14 protein-coding genes are annotated in these 18,924 nt (G+C 65.9%); 1 reads left to right on the plus strand and 13 read right to left on the minus strand.

Annotation, left to right across the window (positions count from 1 at the left end; all coding sequences use genetic code 11):
• The 8 genes from A9W99_RS21235 to A9W99_RS21270 form a co-directional block, all read right to left on the minus strand.
• A partial coding sequence (locus A9W99_RS21235) for an Rne/Rng family ribonuclease (protein WP_067383665.1) occupies window positions 1-2,159 on the minus strand: 2,159 nt, incomplete at its 3' end.
• A gap of 302 nt (window positions 2,160-2,461) precedes the next feature.
• Window positions 2,462-2,872, minus strand: a complete 411-nt coding sequence (gene ndk / locus A9W99_RS21240) for a nucleoside-diphosphate kinase (RefSeq protein WP_067239199.1) — start codon at window positions 2,870-2,872, stop codon at window positions 2,462-2,464.
• Between the two features lie 146 nt (window positions 2,873-3,018).
• The gene (locus A9W99_RS21245) at window positions 3,019-3,408 is read right to left on the minus strand and encodes a DUF4233 domain-containing protein (RefSeq protein WP_067382847.1); all 390 of its coding nucleotides are present in this window, start codon (window positions 3,406-3,408) and stop codon (window positions 3,019-3,021) included.
• Window positions 3,405-4,838 (minus strand): folylpolyglutamate synthase/dihydrofolate synthase family protein, encoded by a 1,434-nt coding sequence (locus tag A9W99_RS21250; protein ID WP_067382850.1) that lies wholly within the window; start codon window positions 4,836-4,838, stop codon window positions 3,405-3,407. Before A9W99_RS21250 ends, A9W99_RS21245 begins: the two co-directional genes overlap by 4 nt.
• Entirely contained in the window at window positions 4,835-7,507 is a 2,673-nt protein-coding gene (locus A9W99_RS21255; protein ID WP_067382853.1) for a valine--tRNA ligase, read from the minus strand. Before A9W99_RS21255 ends, A9W99_RS21250 begins: the two co-directional genes overlap by 4 nt.
• Window positions 7,508-7,614: 107 nt before the next feature.
• The gene (locus tag A9W99_RS21260; RefSeq protein WP_067382856.1) at window positions 7,615-8,229 is read right to left on the minus strand and encodes a LysM peptidoglycan-binding domain-containing protein; all 615 of its coding nucleotides are present in this window, start codon (window positions 8,227-8,229) and stop codon (window positions 7,615-7,617) included.
• Between the two features lie 180 nt (window positions 8,230-8,409).
• Entirely contained in the window at window positions 8,410-9,000 is a 591-nt protein-coding gene (locus A9W99_RS21265; RefSeq protein WP_067382859.1) for a DUF937 domain-containing protein, read from the minus strand.
• A gap of 110 nt (window positions 9,001-9,110) precedes the next feature.
• Window positions 9,111-10,367 (minus strand): trans-acting enoyl reductase family protein, encoded by a 1,257-nt coding sequence (locus tag A9W99_RS21270; RefSeq protein ID WP_067382864.1) that lies wholly within the window; start codon window positions 10,365-10,367, stop codon window positions 9,111-9,113.
• Window positions 10,368-10,629: 262 nt separating this feature from the next.
• On the opposite strand from A9W99_RS21270, the gene A9W99_RS21275 reads away from it, so the two are divergent.
• Window positions 10,630-11,796 (plus strand): FAD-dependent oxidoreductase, encoded by a 1,167-nt coding sequence (locus A9W99_RS21275; protein ID WP_067382867.1) that lies wholly within the window; start codon window positions 10,630-10,632, stop codon window positions 11,794-11,796.
• Window positions 11,797-11,865: 69 nt separating this feature from the next.
• On the opposite strand, the gene A9W99_RS21280 is transcribed toward A9W99_RS21275, so the two are convergent.
• The 5 genes from A9W99_RS21280 to clpX all read right to left on the minus strand — a co-directional run bounded on the left by A9W99_RS21280 (window position 11,866) and on the right by clpX (window position 18,706).
• Complete coding sequence (locus A9W99_RS21280) at window positions 11,866-12,390, minus strand: transglycosylase family protein (protein ID WP_067383667.1); 525 nt, start codon at window positions 12,388-12,390, stop codon at window positions 11,866-11,868.
• Window positions 12,391-13,429: 1,039 nt separating this feature from the next.
• A complete protein-coding gene (mobA, locus tag A9W99_RS21285) occupies window positions 13,430-14,035 on the minus strand; it encodes a molybdenum cofactor guanylyltransferase (protein ID WP_256389961.1) in 606 nt (201 codons plus the stop codon).
• A gap of 1 nt (window position 14,036) precedes the next feature.
• On the minus strand, window positions 14,037-15,146 hold the full coding sequence (locus A9W99_RS21290; protein WP_067382870.1) for a 2-oxoacid:ferredoxin oxidoreductase subunit beta: 1,110 nt from the start codon (window positions 15,144-15,146) through the stop codon (window positions 14,037-14,039).
• Window positions 15,143-17,098 carry a 2-oxoacid:acceptor oxidoreductase subunit alpha gene (locus tag A9W99_RS21295; protein WP_156623220.1) on the minus strand — a complete coding sequence of 652 codons (1,956 nt, stop codon included), beginning with the start codon at window positions 17,096-17,098 and terminating at the stop codon, window positions 15,143-15,145. Before A9W99_RS21295 ends, A9W99_RS21290 begins: the two co-directional genes overlap by 4 nt.
• A gap of 327 nt (window positions 17,099-17,425) precedes the next feature.
• Window positions 17,426-18,706, minus strand: a complete 1,281-nt coding sequence (gene clpX, locus A9W99_RS21300) for an ATP-dependent Clp protease ATP-binding subunit ClpX (RefSeq protein WP_067239219.1) — start codon at window positions 18,704-18,706, stop codon at window positions 17,426-17,428.
• Between the last annotated feature and the right edge of the window lie 218 nt (window positions 18,707-18,924).

The following is an 18,924-nucleotide window of genomic DNA, read 5'->3' on the forward strand; positions in this document are numbered from 1 at the left end:
CGGTCGCGGGCCAGCGCCTCGGTGAGCCGACGCAACACCAGGTCGCGGTTGGACTCCAGGACCATGTCGATGAAGTCGATGACCACGATGCCGCCGATGTCACGCAGCCGCAGCTGGCGCACGATCTCCTCGGCAGCCTCGAGATTGTTCTTGGTCACCGTCTGCTCGAGGTTGCCGCCGGACCCGGTGAACTTGCCCGTGTTGACGTCGATGACCGTCATCGCCTCGGTGCGGTCGATCACCAGCGTGCCGCCGGAGGGCAGCCAGACCTTACGGTCCATCGCCTTGGCCAGCTGCTCGTCGATGCGGTGCACCGCGAACACGTCAGGAGCCGGCTGCCCGCCGGAAGACTCAGCCGGCTCGTATTTGGTCAACTTCGAAACCAATTCGGGGGCAACAGAATTCACGTACTCGTTGATGGTGTTCCAGGCCTCGTCGCCGGAGACGATCAGGCCGGCGAAGTCCTCGTTGAACAAGTCACGGATCACCTTGACGAGCACGTCAGGTTCTTCGTACAGCGCGACCGCGGCACCGGCGGCTTTCTCCTTGGTCTCGGCCGCCTTGGCCTCGATCTGCTGCCAGCGCTCCTGCAGCCGCGTGACGTCGGACCGGATGTCCTCCTCCTTGACGCCTTCCGACGCGGTCCGGATGATCACTCCCGCGTCGGCCGGCACCACCTCCCGCAGGATCTCCTTGAGCCGCTGGCGCTCGGTGTCGGGCAGTTTGCGGCTGATCCCGGTCGACGACGCGCCGGGTACATAGACCAGGTATCGGCCGGCCAGGGACACCTGTGTGGTCAGCCGGGCGCCCTTGTGTCCGACCGGGTCCTTGCTGACCTGCACCACGACATAGTCGCCGGGCTTCAGAGCCTGTTCGATCTTGCGATCAGCACCGCCCAGGCCGGCGGCCTCCCAGTTGACTTCACCGGCGTAGAGCACGCCGTTGCGGCCGCGGCCGATGTCGACGAACGCCGCCTCCATCGACGGCAGCACGTTTTGCACGATGCCCAGGTAGATGTTGCCCACCAGGGAAGCAGAGGCCGCCGACGTCACGAAATGTTCGACGATGATGCCGTCTTCGAGCACCGCGATCTGGGTGTACCGGGCGCCGGGGTGGGGTGGCTCGGTACGGACCCGATCGCGCACCACCATGACCCGCTCTACGGCCTCGCGGCGCGCCAGGAATTCCGCCTCCGTCAAAACCGGTGGGCGGCGCCGTCCGGCGTCGCGCCCGTCGCGGCGGCGCTGCCGCTTCGCTTCCAGCCGGGTGGAGCCGTCGATGCCCTTGATTTCGCCGCTTGCCGAGCTTCCTGAGCCGTTGCCGTTGCCGTTGTCGTCGGCCCCGGCCTTGCCCCCTGGACGGGGTGCCCGCTCGTGTACCACGGTGTTCGGCGGGTCGTCGGGCGCCGGACCGTCGTCGCCGTCGTCACCGGAACCCGACTTACGGCGCCTGCGCCGCCGGCGACGCCGGCTGCCCGCCTCCGCCGAACCGTTCTCGTCGTCGCCGTTTTCGGTGTCGTCGGCATCGTCGGAGTCTGAGTCTTCGGCGTCCTCGGCATCGCTGGACTCGCCACCCTTGGCTTCGGTGTCATCGCCGTCGCCTTGACCCTCGGATCCGCCCTGTTCACCCCGGCCGCGACCGCGGCCACGACGGCCCCGACGGCGCCGCCGATTGGCCGGACGATCGGCCTGTTCGTCATCGTCGTCAGTGTCGGAATCGTCGGCAACGTCGACGGCTTCGCCGGCAGCTTCGTCGTCGTCTGCGCCGCGGTAGTCAGGTGCCGCGACCGGTTGTGGTGCGACGAACAGCGGCATGTAGTGGGGCCGCTCCGTTGCGGTCTCCAGCATCAGCCGTGATTCCGGCTCCTCGGGCGTGCCGGCTTCGACGGGCTCGTCCGGCGCGCTGTCGGAGCCTTGGGAGGGCTCGGGGCTGTCCTGGGGTTCGTTGGCCAGCAGCTCGCGCACCCGGGCGGCGTCTTCGCGGTCCACGCTGGAGTGCGCGCTGCGGATCCGTCCGTCGAGCGCGCTCAACGCATCTAGGACCCGCTTGCTGGTGGTTCCCAGGGTTCGGGCCAGGGAATGGACTCTCAGGCGGTCCGGCAGTTCCTCGTCCGGTGTCGGCTGACTTGTTGCTTCTGAAGATGGGGCACCGTCTACCACGTATTCTCCTCAAGCCCCCGGGCGCGTCCGTGCGACGCGGCCACGCGAGGGCTTCGCTATGGGCCCGGGTACTTCTCCCGGGCTTGTGATGGTCTCGCCCCGAGCAGCTCAACAGAACCCACTCGGCGCCGTGCTGAATGATGGCTCGGCATGCCGCGCCGCATCGCGGATGGCGATGGTCGCGCTTGTCTAAGTCTTCATTCGGGTGTCCGACGCCGGTCCGGCGACGTTCACCCGCTCATCAGTATCCCACATCACTGAGCCGGGTCATCCAGTTGTGAGTCGACGCGGTCAGGCGGAGGTTAGTCGGAGGGAAACCACAGCGCGATCTCGCGCTGTGCCGATTCGGCCGAATCCGACCCGTGCACCAGGTTGAACTGCGTCTCCAGCCCGAAGTCACCGCGGATGGTGCCGGGCGTCGCCTTCTCTACCGGATCGGTACCACCGGCGAGTTGGCGAACCGCCGCGACCGCTCGAGTCCCCTCGACAATCGCGGCCACCACCGGTCCGGACGTGATGAACTCCAGCAACGATCCGAAGAAGGGCTTGCCGTCGTGTTCGGCGTAGTGACGGCTGGCCAACTCCTCGCTGACATGTCTGAGCTCGAGCGCGGCGACGGTGAGGCCTTTGCGTTCGATCCGGCTGATGATCTCGCCGATCAGCCGCCTTTCGACGCCGTCCGGCTTGATCAGTACGAGGGTCCGTTCGGTCACGGCGCACAGCGTACCCAACCGGGGCGTGCCCGCGGGTACCTAGCGGATCGGGACTGCGGCCAGGGCGCATCAAATGACGGCAGTCGCGCTACCAGCGCAGGTTCGACGCCATCACCGCAGGCTCGGCGCGAAGGCCCGGAACGCGGTCAGTCCGGCGCGGCCGGCCCGTGTTCCTGTCGCCGCCGGACCTCCGAGCGCAGGTACGCGATCAGCGCCCACACGCCGCCGAAGAGCACGCCGATGAAACCCACACCCGGATACACGGCGAATCCGGCGAGCAGCACCAACTGCACTCCCAGGTTCACCCAGATCGCCCACGGCCTGCGTTGCAGCCCGGCAAGCAGGACCAGCAGTACGGCCACGCCGATCAGATAACTCAGCGACACGGCCGTCAGCCCGCCGCCGACCGCGCCCACCACCGGTATCGCCAGCAACACCACGATCGCCTCCAGCAGCAGCGTCGCGGCCATTACCGCAGCGAAGCTCTTCCACGGATCAGCAGGGGCAGGTTGAGGCGCGGGGGTCTGGTCGGTCATTGCGGATCACGACCGAACAAGGTGCGGGCGGCGCCGGCGGTGACGACCGAGCCGGTGATGACGATCCCGGTGCCGGAGAAGGCGTCCTCCTCCGAGGCCGCCTCGTCTACCAGGGCGGTGGCGGCGTCGATGGCATCTCGCAGATTCTCCGCGGTCAGTACCCGCTCGGCGCCGAACTGCTCACGCGCCGCTGCCGCCAGCGTCTCGACATCCAAGGCTCGCGGCGACCCGTTGTGGGTCACGACGATCGAGTCGAACACCGGCTCGAGGGCCGCCAGGATCCCGTCGACATCCTTGTCGGCCAGCACGCTGAGCACCCCGACCAGCATTCGGAAGTCGAACTCGTCGGTCAGCGTCTGCGCCAGCGCGGCCGCCCCTGCCGGGTTGTGCGCGGCGTCGATGAACACCGTGGGTGCGCTGCGCACCCGCTCCAGCCGTCCCGGGCTGTTGACCGCGGCGAAACCGGCCCGGACCGCATCGACGTCGAGCTGGCGCTGCGCGCCGGCGCCGAAGAACGCTTCGACCGCCGCGAGCGCCAGCGCCGCGTTGTGCGCCTGGTGTTCGCCGTGCAGCGGCAGGAAAAGGTCGGAGTACACCCCGCCGAGGCCCTGCAGCTGGAGCACCTGACCGCCGATCGCGATCTGCCGGCCCAGCACCGCGAACTCGGAATCCTCGCGGGCGACCGCGGCGTCGGCGCGCACGGCCGCGTCCAGCAGCACCTCCATCGCTTCGGGCACCTGACGGCCGATGATCGCGACGGTGTCCGGCGCGCCCTCGGGGGCCCGGGTGATGATGCCCGCCTTCTCACCGGCGATGCCGGCGATGTCCGAACCGAGGTAGTCGACGTGATCGATGCTGATCGGGGTGATCACGGCCACGGGCGCATTGATCACGTTGGTGGCGTCCCACCGGCCGCCCATGCCGACCTCGACCACCGCGACCTCCACGGGTGCATCCGCGAAGGCTGCGAACGCCATCGCGGTGAGCACCTCGAACTTGCTCATTGCCGGCCCGTTGGCAGCCTGCGACTGCTGGTCGATCATCTGCACGAACGGTTCGATCTCCCGGTATGTCGCCACGTACTGCGCCGGGCTGATCGGCTCGCCGTCGATGGCGACGCGTTCCACTGCCGACTGCAGGTGCGGGCTGGTGGTTCGCCCGGTACGGCGCTGCAGCGCGGTGAGCAGCGCGTCCACCATCCGCGCCACCGACGTCTTGCCGTTGGTGCCCGCGATGTGGATCGACGGGTAGCCGAGTTGTGGCGAACCCAGCAAATCCATCAGCGCGCTGATCCGGGTCAGGCTGGGCTCGATGCGGGTCTCCGGCCAGCGCTGGTCCAGCAGATGCTCGACCTGCAGCAGCGACGCGATTTCATCCGGCGTGGGAGCCGCCCGGGTGCTGTGCGGTCGGTCTGCCGGCTCGAAACTCATTGCAGCGCAGCCAGCTTGGCGGTAATCCGGTCAGTCTCATCGGTGGCCAGCCGCTGGCGGTCGCGGATCTTGCCGACGACGGCTTCGGGGGCCTTCGCCAGAAAGTCGGAGTTGGCCAGTTTGGCGGTGGTCGATGCCAGCTCCTTTTGCGCTGCGGCCAGATCCTTTTCCAGTCGGCGCCGCTCGGCTGCCACATCGATGGTGCTCGAGGTGTCCAGCTCGACGACGACGGTGCTGCTCATGTTGGAACCGACGCGGACATCGAGCGACGCCGTCGCGCCGAAATCCGGTCCCGGCGCCGTCAGCCACGCCAGCGATGTCACCGCGCCCACCTGAGTGCCCAGATCCGCCTCGTCCACTCCACTGAGCCGGCACGGTACCTTTTGCCGGTCCGCCAGACCTTGGTCGCTGCGGAAGCGGCGAATCTCGGTCACCAGCTTCTGCATGTCGCTGATCCGCTGCGCGGCAACGGGATCCAGGGCGACGCCTGAGGACGCCGGCCAGTCGGCGATCACCAGTGACTCACGCCCGGCGGCCCCCTTCGTCAAGGCCTGCCACAACGCCTCGGTGAGGAAGGGGATCACCGGATGCAGCAACCGCAGCAGCGTGTCCAGCACCGCAGCCAGCACGGCGGTGGTGTGGGATTGGCCGTCGGCCAGCTGCGCCTTGGCCAATTCGACATACCAGTCGCAGAATTCGTCCCAGGCGAAGTGGTAGAGCGCCTCACAAGCCCGGCTGAACTCGTAGCCGTCGAACGCCGAATCTACTTCGGCGCGAACCTCTTCCAACCGTCCCAGGATCCACCGGTCGGCGTCGGTCAGCGTCTCGAGTTCTGGTAGCGGCGCCAGTTCGGCGCCATTGAGCAGTGCGTACCGGGTGGCGTTGAACAGTTTGGTGCCGAAGTTGCGTGACGCGCGGACGTGGTCCTCACCGACGGACAAATCACCGCCTGGGCTGGCACCACGGGCCAGCGTGAAGCGCAGCGCGTCGGCTCCGTACTTCTCCACCCAGTCGAGGGGGTCGATGACGTTGCCCTTGGACTTACTCATCTTGCGACCGGACTCGTCGCGGATCAGCCCGTGCAGGAACACGTCGGTGAACGGCACCTGCGGTCCGCGCCGGCCGCCGAGGGTGATGACGTCGTCGCCGCCCACAAAGGTGCCGAACATCATCATGCGGGCCACCCAGAAGAACAGGATGTCGTAACCGGTGACCAGAACGCTTGTGGGATAGAACTTTTCCAGCTCGGGCGTCTGAGTCGGCCAGCCCAGGGTGGAGAATGGCCACAGTGCCGACGAGAACCAGGTGTCCAGCACGTCGGGATCCTGTTCCCAGCCCTCCGGGGGCGTCTCGTCTGGGCCGACGCACACCTTTTCGCCGTCGGGTCCGTACCAGATCGGGATGCGGTGGCCCCACCACAGCTGCCGCGAAATGCACCAGTCGTGCATGTCGTCGACCCACGCGAACCAGCGCGGCTCCAAGCTGGCGGGGTGAATCACGGTGTCCCCGTTGCGAACCGCGTCGCCAGCGGCTTTGGCCAGCGATTCCACCCTGACCCACCACTGCAGCGAGAGCCTCGGCTCGATCGGCTCGCCGCTGCGCTCGGAATGCCCGACGCTGTGTAGGTAGGGGCGTTTCTCCTCGATGACCCGGCCCTGCGCGGCAAGCGCTTCGCGCACCGCGACCCGGGCCTCGAAACGGTCCATGCCGTCGAATTGCGTTCCGGTGTCGGTAATCCGGCCTTTGGTGTCCATGATCGAGAGCATCGGCAATTGGTGCCGCAGCCCGATCTCGAAGTCGTTGGGGTCATGAGCGGGCGTGACTTTGACGGCGCCGGTGCCGAATTCGGGGTCCACGTGCTCGTCGGCGACGACCAGGAGGTCGCGATCAACAAAGGGATGCGGCAAAGTCTTGCCGACGAAGTGGCGGTATCGCTCGTCATCGGGATGGACCGCGATCGCGGTGTCGCCGAGCATCGTCTCGACCCGGGTGGTGGCGACCACGATGTGTGGTTGCGAGTCGTCCAGCGAACCGTATCGGAACGACACCAGTTCGCCCTCGACGTCAAGGTGGTTGACCTCGAGGTCCGAGATCGCGGTCTCGAGCACCGGCGACCAGTTGACCAGCCGCTCGGCTTGATAGATCAGACCGGCGTCGTAGAGCCGCTTGAAAATCGTGCGCACCGCCCGCGACAGGCCCTCGTCCATGGTGAACCGGTCGCGGCTCCAGTCCACCCCGTCGCCGAGCCGGCGCATCTGGCCGGAGATGGCTCCGCCGGACTCGCGCTTCCAATCCCAAACCTTGTCGACGAACAGCTCACGGCCGAAATCCTCTTTGGTCTTGCCGTCAACCGCAAGCTGCTTCTCGACCACGCTCTGGGTGGCGATACCGGCGTGGTCCATACCCGGCTGCCAGAGCACCTCATACCCTTGCATCCGCTTGCGGCGGGTCAAGGCGTCCATCATCGTGTGTTCCAGCGCGTGGCCCATGTGCAGGTTGCCCGTCACATTCGGCGGCGGCAGCACGATCGAATACGCCGGTCTAGTGCTGGACGGGTCGGCGGTGAAATAGCCCGCTTCCAGCCACTTCTGGTAGATCGCGCCCTCCATCGCAGCCGGGTCCCACGATTTGGGCAGCGAGTCGGCGGCAGGGCGCTGGCTGGCAGTCACCGGTCAATTCTAGGAACCGGCACTGATGCCGGTGCGCAGGGCGGCCGGTGCGCTGGTCAGCCGGACAATCCGGCGCAGCCACACCGGCCGCTCAGTGGTTGGCGCGATCAGGGAATCGTCAGCACTTGCCCCGGGTGAATCAGATCCGGATTGCTGATGCCGCTGGCGTCCGCGATGACCTGGTACTTGCTGCCGTCTCCGTAAAACCGCTCCGAGATGGCCCACAGGGTGTCACCGGACTCGACGGTGTAGGTGCGCGCGGCGGGTTCCGGAGCAGGCTCTGGCGTGACTTCCTCGACCGGCTCGGCGACCGCGTCCGAGACGGCTTCTTTTTCGGTTTCATCGGTAGCCGGCTCCGCGGCGGCCTCGGGCGCCGGCGGCGGCGGCTGATCGGTCTCGGTCTTGGTCGACCATGCGGCTCCGTCAGCGGCGTACAGCACTAGGTTGCGATCGTCCTGGAGGACGAGTTTCACATTCTTCTTGCCCTTGGTGTCGCTGTGCCAGACCGGCTTGTCCGCGGTATAGAGGACGAAGTTGCCGTCGGGCTGCACCTCAGCGCGTACCACTTCCTGACCGTTGGTTGAGGTCGACCAGATTGGCTTGCCACGTGAGGCCAGTACCAGGTTGCCGTCGTCTTGCAGGGTCAGGGTGTAGGCCCCATTGTTCGAAACCAGCGATTCGCCCCGCACCAGCTTCTGACCTTGGGTGAGCGTGTCTGCCATGGCATTCCCTCTCGTTCTCTCTCGGATGTCTCACATGTCTCGTATCGCTGTCGGTGCCCGGCAAAGGGCGCCTACTGATCTTGGTTGAACCTCGGCATCACCTTCTCAAACCTTCTCCATGCATATCGAAACCACCACGAAACGAAGGATGAACACTGCGAAATGCAGTGCGGCGTCAAGCTACTTCTTGCCCCCGAGCAGACCGCCGAGGATCTCGCCGAGTCCGCCGCCCTTCCCGCCGAGCACGCCCCCCAAAACGCCGCCGAGCGACTTGTCACCGGAGCTGCCGGCGAGGATGCTGCCCAGCACTTCACCGAGCCCACCGCCGGACGCTTCCTCCTTCTTCTGCGCCGGGGCGGTCTGTCCGGCACCACCGGAAGTCAACTGTTTTCCGATGTAGGCCAACACAATTGGGAGCACGACCGGAAGTAACTGTTTGATCAGGTCGCGATTTCCGGCACCGCCGCTGGCCAGCGCCGACGCCACCTGGTCGGTGTCATTGCCACCGAATAGCGTGGCAACCGCTTGATGTCCCTGGTTTTCGTCGACCTGCTCGACACCGCCACCGGCGTCGAGCAGCCCGCGCGCGCCACTGGCGGCTGACTCGATCTTGCTGGCGTGCTCGGGATCGTCCGAGTTGTGCTGAAGTCCGCCAAGCAGTACCGGTACCAGGGTGTGAATCGCGTTGTCGACTTCGCCTTCGTCGGCACCTAGCTTGCTTGCGATATCGGAAGTGGGGATTTGAGCGTAAAGATCATCAAGACCGGCCATCGTTTTGCAACCACCTTCGTCACTGAAATGGAGAGCAAAGCCATTTACGACACTAGACTCAGGCCATGGGGATCGATACCCCTTGGCGCAAGCCGATTTCAAGTTCTCGATCAGTTAAGCCGCTCGGTCTGCAGCGACACGCCGGCGGCCGGGAAGCGGGCCAGCAAGGCATCGCCCATCGCGGTGGCGGGGGTCAGCACACCGCGCAGGTCAGACAGCTTGTCACGGTCGGTCGCCAGCGCAAGACCGCACTCCCCCAATAACACCGAAGTCGCCTTGTAGCCCGGATCGCCGCGCTGCGCCATACGCGCCACATAGCGGACGCCGGTTGTTGTGGTGGTGTAGGTCTCGGTCCGATAGTAGCCACGCTCACGTGTCGTCTCACTCGGGCCGCTGCCGGCTTTGGGGACAACACGTTCCACCAGACCAGGCGGGAGCAGACGGAAGTAGCGGCTGCCCAATCCGGTCATCGCGTTTCCGACGCCGCTCAACGCGGCCGATGCCACCGGCGCGACAGCAGAGGATCCGAGGCTCATATTTTCGCTGTACCGGAATTGCCTGCCGTACGCCCAATCCAGTAATGCATTGCTGCGGCGCACAATTCGGGTATTGGTCGGCGCCATCATGAATCCGCCCGTCCACAGTCCGTCGAGTTCCGGCGCGATCTGCCGACCACGCCGCCACGGCAAGTCGGGTTGCCGACCGACATCGGGTTCGGCGGCGCGGTCGGGGCTCAACGTGTAGGGGTCGGAGAACTGGCGACGCAGCTCTGGGTCAGCGGAGACGGCGCGCAGGATTTCCAGCATCGACGCGATGGTCCCGCCGGATAACCCCCCAGCCATGGAGCGCACGACGAAGTCGGTGTCGGTGAGCTCGCCGGCGCCGTCCTCTCGCGCTGCCCGATAGAGGGCGTAGACGCTCAGATCCGAAGGGATTGAGTCGAATCCGCACGCGTGCACGATGCGAGCGCCGGTATCGGCGGCCTGCTTGTGGTGAAAGTCGATGCTCTCGCGGACGAACGGCGGTTCGCCGGTCAGGTCGGCGTAGTCGGTGCCCGCCTCGGCGCATGCGGCCACCAGTGGCAATCCGTAACGCATGTAGGGCCCGACGGTGGTGACGACCACCTGTGTCCGCGCCGCCATCGCGGTCAGCGTCGACGGGGTTGCGGCGTCTGCGGCCACCACCGCCCAGGATTGGGCGGGCTCCCCCAGAGTGTCGCGCACCTTCTGCAGCCGTTCGGTCGACCGGCCGGCCAACGCGACCCGGACGTCCCCGCCCGCGCGGGCGAGGTATTCGGCGGTGAGCTTTCCCACGAACCCGGTCGCCCCGTACAACACGATGTCGAATTCGCGCGGCGTAGCAGTCACCGAACCGACGCTACTCCGGGCCGGTTCTAACTGCCCGACTCCTCCTCCCGCCGCTACGCGGCGCGCATCGTCGTCGCGCTAGTTCTAATTGCCCGTCTCCTCCTCCCGCCGCTACGCGGCGCGCATCGTCGTCGCGCTAGGTTGGCCTGCCCGACTCCTCCTCCCGCCGCTACGCGGCGCGCATCGTCGTCGGGCTAGTTCTAATTGCCCGTCTCCTCCTCCCGCCGCTACGCGGCGCGCATCGTCGTCGGGCTAGGTTGGCCTGGTGGCGAGGATCGTCGTCGTCGGAGCCGGTATTGCGGGCCTGGCAACGGCGGTTGCGCTGCAGCGCTGCGGCCACGACGTGCGCGTCGTCGAACGCCGCACCGGCACCTCGTCCGGCGCCGCGATCAGTCTCTGGCCCAACGCGCTGGCAGCCCTGGACGAGCTCGGCCTGGGCGACGCGATGCGCGAGTCAGGCGGCCGGGTCGCTGCTGGTGCGCTGCGCTGGCGCGACGGCTCGTGGCTCCGCCATCCGGCGAGCCAGACCGTGATCTCTGCGCTCGGCGAGCCGTTGGTCGTGATCACCCGGTCGGTGCTGACCGACATCCTCACCGCCGCGGTGCGACCCGGCAGCATCGAATACGGGTTGTCAGCCGACGGCCTGCTTGCTACCGCCGACGAGGTTCGACTCCAGCTGTCGGACAGCACCGTGCGCAGCGCGGACGCGGTTGTCGGCGCCGACGGCACCGGCTCGACGGTGGCGTGTCACCTCAATGGTCCACTGCGTCACCGCTACGCGGGCTACACGGCATGGCGCGGCATCGCCGCTTGCGCCATGGACGATGAACTGGCCGGCGCGACGCTTGGTCCCGGCGCGGAAACCGGACACGTCCCGATCGGGCCGGACCGGACATATTGGTACACCACCGAACGTGTGCCCGAGGGACAGGTTGCACCGCAGGGCGAGTTGCCCTACCTGCAGGCCAAGCTGGCAGGCTGGCCCGATCCCGTCCCGAGTCTGCTGGCCGCCACAGCGGAGGGCGACGTGCTGCGAAACGACCTCTACGACCGGGCCCCCGCCCGGCGCTGGGCACAAGGCCCGATAGTGCTGGTGGGTGACGCCGCACATCCGATGCGCCCGCATCTGGGCCAGGGCGGGTGCCAGGGACTAGAGGACGCCGCAATCCTGGGGGCCTTCGTGGGAGCTTTTGTCGGCCAGACCAGCGACCTGGCGACGGCGTTTGCCCGGTTCGCCACATTCCGTCGGCCACGGATCACGCCGCTGGTGCGCGAGTCGGCGCTGATCGGCCGGATGATCAACGTGCGTCCGACGTTTCTGAGCGCGCTAGCCTGCCGCGCGGCTGGGCTGGTGCCCGAAGCTCTGGTCGTCCGGCACCTCGCGTCGGTGGCGGGGCGGTCAGCGTTCGTGTTACCAACCGACGGCTGAGTAACTCTTCAGGCCACAACGAGAAATGCCGGGCGCATCGCGCCCGGCATTCCCGTTTTTGAGCGTTTGTCAGCCGCGTCGGCCGCAGACCGGCCAGGCGCCGATGCCCTGCGAGTGCAGGACGTTCTCGGCCACCCGGATCTGCTCTTCCCGGCTGGCGGTGTGCGCGGATCCGGAACCGCCGTTGGCCCGCCAGGTGCTGGGAGTGAACTGCAGGCCACCGGAGAACCCGTTACCGGTGCTGATGCCCCAGTTTCCGCCGGACTCGCACTGCGCGATCGCGTCCCAGTTCACGCTGTACGCCTTGGGTGCGGGCGGGGCCTCGACGGGCGCCGCCTCGGCGGGCGGCGGGACGTTCGGGTCAAAACCCGCCGGCTCCGCCACTGGGGGTGCGTCGACCGGCGCCAAGGCGTCCGGCATGGCATTCGGGTCGAATCCCTCCGGCGCGGGCGGCGCAGCGTCCGGGGCCGGCCCGGCGGGGGCCACGTTCGGGTCGAAGCCCGCCGGCTCCGCGTTGGCGGTAGCGGCGGAGGGCACAGTCACGAGCGCCCCGGTGAGCGCGGCGACGATGAGCGTCTTACGGACGTTCCTCAACATTGTTCCTTTCGCGGTGCGCGCGCGCCGAAGCCAGCCCACGACGGTGGGTTGGGGTGCTTGATACATCCGGATCCATCCGGAACTAGCTGCTTCAGGACGTGCCGTCTCGTTCTGGCACGACAGCGGGGGGCTCTCGGGCTACCGGCGGGATAACCGCCAGCCGCGGCGGCTGCTGCCGTCCGCACCCCCGCTCACACGCGGGTCCGTGGATTCAATTTTTATTGTTGATGCGCCCGGTTTGTCGGGCCATGTAGGGACCGTACGAGACGGAAATGCATTCGTCATCTTTGGCGCGCGGATATCTCGCTTCTATAACGACCCGATCACACGGCGGTTCATCAATTGTTTCTGCAGGTCAGCGCGACATTTTCGACGGGAACCGGCAGCACATGGCCGATGCGTTGTGGTGAGCGGAATCACGCATGTTTTGTGAGCTGGGACACGCATTTGCCACAGCTCGGCGAGCAGTGACGGACGCGGTCAGTAGGAGGGTCAGTGACGTCGATTCACCGCGATCACCGATCCGCGCGCCGAGCCGCAACGCGGGACGTCTCGTTGTGCGCGAAACAGATAGTGCTAGAGCACTATTCGATTGACGGACAGCAAATGTTGGCGGCCGCGCAGTGCCGGGCACCGGACATCTGCGACAGCCAGCAATTAGATTGAATCATGTTCTGTGACAACAGTTTTGCCGTTGCAGCCGATCGGAGTACGGATGGCATCGTCGCAACCCGCACGTCGAAGCCGACACGCTTCGACGGCGTGACCTGCCAGCGCGATATTTCGCACAACGAAATTTGCCAGGGTTTCCCGAGAAAGCACTCGAAGCACTTGCCGGTTTGAGCGTGCTGACGCGTCCGAAACCCCAAACCGTTGCTCCTGCAACGCAATTCAGATTAGCTAGTGGACAGGACTGGACATGGATACCACTCGTAATAAGTTGTAACGGTCATAATTGCAACGTCCTAAGCAATTAAGAATAAGGGATAAACCGTTTTTAGATTGACCAATTAATGGCCGTCGAGACAAATTAAGATTAGACGCCGGGCCGCGCCAGAGCGCGCAAATCCGCCGCCGAGTTGAGGTTGGTCAACGACCGGCACTTGGACATCACGACGCGCTGGGCGTCCGAAGCATCGACCAAGGCTCGCATCTTGCGCTCCCCGGCGGCGACCAGGGCATCAGCTCGGTCGGCAAGACCGGTTTGATACACCGCGGCGAGGTAATGATCCTGGCCGTCCCACGGCAACACCACCTCGGCACCCGTCTGCACTGCCCGGCGGGCGAGATCATCGATCAATTCGACGGCCAGATACGGCATGTCGACCGCGCAGACGAACGCCAGCCGGGCACCGGCCTCGGCCGCCGCGCGCAACCCGCGTCCGGTCGCCGGCAAGGGCCCGAGGCCCCGCAGCTCGTCGCGCAGAACAGCAACCGGCAGCACCGGTAACGGCTGTCCAGGCGCCGCGACCACGAAAACATGTTCGCAACGCTGCTGGAGAACACCGGTCACATGCTCGACGAGGGTGCCGGTTCCGCCGGGGACCGGCATGGTGGCTTTGTCCCGGCCCATGCGCCGCGATTCGCCGCCCGCGAGTATGACGCCGGCCAAGGGCGCTGCGTCGGGTGTGGATGCCGTCACGTCAGTCGACGGTCCAGGTGTCGCGCCCGCGTAGCAGCGATTGCAGCGCGTCGGCATCGGACGGCTTCGATGACTGCGCGGCCTCGACCTGTGAACGGGCCGCGTCATCGTAGGTGGGCCGGCTGATGTGGCGGAAGATCCCCAGCACGGTGTGCTCGAGGTTCTGCTCGGAAAGCCGGGACAGCGCGAATGCGTAGGCCGCGTCGTCGGCGTGCGCGTCGTGCACCACGATCTCTTCGACGGCCACGTCGGCGGTCTTGGCCACTTCGAGGCTGAAACCGGATTTCACCACGCAGTATTCGCCGTTGGCCCCGAACACGATCGGTTCGCCGTGGCGGACATTGATCACCCGCTCTTCGGCGCCCTCCTTGCGAAGCACGTCAAAGGAGCCGTCGTTGAAGATCGGGCAGTCCTGCAGGATTTCGACCACCGCGGCACCGCGATGCTGGGCCGCTGCACGCAGCACCTCGGTCAAGCCGGCGCGGTCGGAGTCCAGCGCACGGCCCACAAACGTCGCCTCGGCGCCCAGCGCCAGCGATACCGGGTTGAACGGGTGGTCCAGCGAGCCCATCGGTGTCGACTTAGTGATCTTGCCGACCTCCGAGGTCGGTGAATACTGACCCTTGGTCAGCCCGTAGATCCGGTTGTTGAACAACAGAATCGTGATGTTGACGTTGCGGCGCAGGGCGTGGATGAGGTGGTTGCCGCCGATCGACAGGGCGTCGCCGTCGCCGGTGACCACCCATACCGACAAGTCCTCGCGAGCCAGCGCCAGACCGGTGGCAATCGCCGGCGCGCGGCCGTGGATGGAGTGGAACCCGTAGGTCTCCAGGTAATACGGAAACCGGCTGGAGCAGCCGATGCCGCTGATGAACACGATGTTCTCGCGGCGCAGCCCGAGCTCGGGCAGGAAGTTGCGGATGGTGTTCAGGATGACGTAGTCACCACAGCCGGGGCACCAGCGGACCTCTTGCTCGCTGGTGAAGTCCTTGCCCTTCTGCGGCTGATCTGTGGTGGGCACGCCGGCGTTCTTCGTCAGCCGACCCTCTCTATTCGACCCGGGAGTGACTCCGAGTTCAGTGCCCGCTAGATTGCCCATCAGGTCGGTCATACTCCCGCTCCAACCCTGGCCGCCGACAGTTTGGCGACCATCGTCTTGTCTTGCTCGAGTTCGTCCAGTCGCCCGGCTAGCGCGGCCCGAATAAAGCGTCCTATCTCGTCGGCCAAGAACGACACACCCTTGACCTTCGTTACCGAGTGCACGTCGACCAGGTACTTGGCCCGCAGCAACATCGCCAGCTGGCCCATGTTCATCTCCGGGCACACCACTCGCGGATACCGGTGCAACACGTCGCCCAGATTCGACGGGAATGGGTTCAGGTGGCGCAGATGCGCGTGCGCGACCTTGGTGCCCCTGCGCCGCGCCCGCCGACAGGCTTCGCCGATCGGGCCGTAGGAACTGCCCCACCCGATCAGCAGCAGGTCGGCGTCGCCGGTCGGGTCGTCGACTTCCAGATCTGGGATGCTGATGCCGTCGATCTTGGCCTTGCGTATCCGAACCATGAGGTCGTGATTGGTCGGGTCGTAGGAGATGTCGCCGGAGCCGTTGGCCGCTTCCAAGCCACCGATGCGGTGTTCCAGCCCGGGCGTCCCCGGAACGGCGAATTGTCGGGCCAGGGTCTCCGGGTGCCGGGCGTATGGCTCGAACGGCTCGTCCGGTTTGGCGAAGATGTGCTTGATCGGGTGGAACGAGCTGACATCAGGGACCCGCCACGGCTCGGAGCCGTTGGCGATGGCGCCGTCGGACAGCACGATCACCGGAGTGTGGTACGACACCGCGATCCGCACGGCCTCGACCGCAGTTTCGAAGCAGTCAGAGGGAGACCGCGGCGCCACGACGGCCACCGGCGATTCACCGTTGCGGCCGAACAGCGCCTGCAACAGGTCGGCCTGCTCGGTCTTGGTGGGCAGACCGGTCGACGGGCCACCGCGCTGCACGTCGATGACGATCAGCGGCAGCTCGGTCATCACGGCAAGCCCGAGGGCTTCGGACTTCAGCGAGATACCGGGCCCCGAGGTGCTGGTGACGCCCAGAGCGCCACCGTAGGAGGCACCGATGGCGGCGCAGATGCCGCCGATCTCGTCTTCAGCCTGGAATGTGATGACGTTGAAATTCTTGTGCTTGGACAGCTCGTGCAGAATGTCCGACGCCGGGGTGATCGGGTAGCTGCCGAGGACGACCTGCTTGTCAGCTAGTCGGCCCGCCGTCACGATCCCGTAGGCCAGCGCGGTGTTGCCCGAGATCTGCCGGTACTCGCCGGCCGGCAAGGACGCCTTGGACACCTCGTAGGTGGTGCCGAACGCCTCGGTGGTTTCGCCGTAGTTCCAGCCCGCCTTGAGGGCCAGCACGTTGGTCTCGGCGATATCGGGTTTGCGCGCGAACTTCTCCCTGATGAAATGCTCGCTGGTCTGAATCGGCCGACCGTACATCCACGACAACAGGCCCAGCGCGAACATGTTCTTGGCGCGCTGGCCGTCTTTCTTCGTCGCGCCGATGGCCTCGACGGCGCCCAGCGTCAGCGTGGTCATCGGGACGGCGTGGACGACGTATTCGTCGAGTTCGTCGGTCTCCAGCGGGTTGGTTACATAACCCACCTTCGTCAGATTGCGTTTGGTGAACTCGTCGGAATTGGCGATCACCATGCCGCCGCGCGGCAAGTCGCCGAGATTCGCTTTGAGCGCCGCCGGGTTCATGGCAACCAGCACGTCGGGGCGGTCACCGGCGGTCAGGATGTCGTAGTCGGCGATCTGGATCTGGAAGGACGACACTCCGGGCAGGGTGCCTGCCGGGGCGCGGATCTCGGCGGGGTAGTTCGGCTGGGTGGCCAGGTCGTTGCCGAAAAGCGCTGCCTCCGAGGTGAACCGGTCGCCGGTCAGCTGCATCCCGTCGCCGGAGTCGCCGGCGAAGCGGATAACGACATTTTCCAGGCGCTGTTTCACGGATCCGGTACCGGAGGCACCGTTGCGAGACTCTGCCCCGGCTTCGTTGCCGTTCGGATCCACGTCTCCGCCTTCCATCTAGTATCTGGACAGGCACTCCGTCGCGGTTTCGCGTCACGCGCTATGGAGTGACTTCCCCCCGTCCTGACATTTATGTCACTAGCGGTATCAATTATGGCATTACTTTAAGGATTGGGTAGCAGCGACCGACCCGGTGTGTGCGCCGTGTTCACCGTTAAAACCCGACGTCAGCGCCGTGCCGGAGGGGAAAACACAGCCAAACTGTGGTTTTGGTCACTTAAGAACGAAGCGGATCCGCGGGGCGGTCGGACCGCCTCAGCGCCAAGCTAGAACACGTTCTAGTTTGCCGCTTTCCGGGCCTTTTCGCGGTTAGGCGCTCTTGTCGCGGCGCTCGGCCCGCGACGGCTTGCGCGGCACGATCGTCGGCAACACGTTGTCCTGCACGGTCTCCTTGGTGACGACCACCTTCGCGACGTCGTCGCGGCTCGGGATGTCATACATCACCGGAAGCAGGACTTCCTCCATGATGGCCCGCAGGCCGCGGGCGCCGGTGCCGCGGTGGATCGCCTGATCCGCGATGGCCTCCAGCGCGTCGTCGGTGAACTCCAGCTCGACGCCGTCCATCTCGAAGAGCCGGATGTACTGTTTGACCAGTGCGTTCTTGGGCTCGGACAGGATCTTGACCAACGACTCCTTGTCCAGGTTGGTGACCGAGGCGACCACCGGCAGCCGGCCGATGAATTCGGGGATCAGCCCGAACTTGATGAGGTCCTCGGGCATCACTTCGGCGAAGTGGTCCGTGGTGTCGATCTCGGCCTTGGAACGAACTTCGGCGCCGAAACCCAGGCCGCGCTTGCCGACCCGTTCGTAGATGATCTTCTCCAGACCCGCGAACGCACCGGCGACGATGAACAACACGTTGGTGGTGTCGATCTGAATGAACTCCTGGTGCGGATGCTTACGACCGCCCTGCGGAGGGACCGACGCCTGGGTGCCCTCGAGGATTTTCAGCAATGCCTGCTGGACGCCCTCACCGGAGACGTCGCGGGTGATCGACGGGTTCTCGCTCTTGCGGGCGATCTTGTCGACCTCGTCGATGTAGATGATGCCGGTCTCGGCGCGCTTGACGTCGTAGTCGGCGGCCTGGATCAACTTGAGCAGGATGTTCTCCACGTCCTCACCCACGTAGCCGGCCTCGGTCAGCGCGGTGGCGTCGGCGATGGCGAACGGCACGTTGAGCATCTTGGCCAGCGTCTGGGCCAGGTAGGTCTTGCCACAGCCGGTGGGCCCGAGCATCAGGATGTTGGACTTGGTCAGCTCAACCGGCTCGTGCCGGGAGTCGCGGCCCTTCTCGCCGGCCTGGATCCGCTTGTAGTGGTTGTAGACGGCCACGGCGAGCGTCCGCTTGGCGGTGTCCTGGCCAATGACATATCCCTCGAGGAATTCGCGGATCTCGACCGGCTTGGGCAGCTCGTCGAGTTTTACATCATCGGCGTCGGCAAGTTCTTCTTCGATGATCTCGTTGCACAGGTCGATGCACTCATCGCAGATGTACACACCGGGGCCCGCAATGAGTTTCTTGACCTGTTTCTGGCTCTTCCCGCAGAACGAGCACTTCAGCAAGTCACCGCCGTCTCCAATGCGCGCCATGATGCTTCAGGGCCTACTTTCTGGTTGCTGCCTTGTCGCCTGTCGTCTTGCCGTGCCGCGTGTATTCCCCGACGCTACCCGCTTGCTGCTGCTCACCGCGACCGTTAGGGACGAATCGCGTGTTTGGTATTCGTGAGGTGTTCACGCCTGTCGATCTGAATGAAACATATAGCCCGACGGCGTCCGTGGCTTGTCGAGACGCGCTATGCGTGTCTCTG

The sequence above is a fragment of the Mycobacterium sp. 1164966.3 genome (assembly GCF_001665395.1).
GTDB lineage: Bacteria > Actinomycetota > Actinomycetes > Mycobacteriales > Mycobacteriaceae > Mycobacterium.

Coding starts and splice junctions, on each gene's coding strand:
- A9W99_RS21250 (WP_067382850.1), bottom strand. CDS start 4,838: ATGAGTTTCGAGCCGGCAGACCGACCGCACAGCACCCGGGCGGCTCCC.
- A9W99_RS21260 (WP_067382856.1), bottom strand. CDS start 8,229: ATGGCAGACACGCTCACCCAAGGTCAGAAGCTGGTGCGGGGCGAATCG.
- A9W99_RS21265 (WP_067382859.1), bottom strand. CDS start 9,000: ATGGCCGGTCTTGATGATCTTTACGCTCAAATCCCCACTTCCGATATC.
- clpX (WP_067239219.1), bottom strand. CDS start 18,706: ATGGCGCGCATTGGAGACGGCGGTGACTTGCTGAAGTGCTCGTTCTGC.
- A9W99_RS21290 (WP_067382870.1), bottom strand. CDS start 15,146: ATGACCGACCTGATGGGCAATCTAGCGGGCACTGAACTCGGAGTCACT.
- A9W99_RS21245 (WP_067382847.1), bottom strand. CDS start 3,408: ATGACCGACCAGACCCCCGCGCCTCAACCTGCCCCTGCTGATCCGTGG.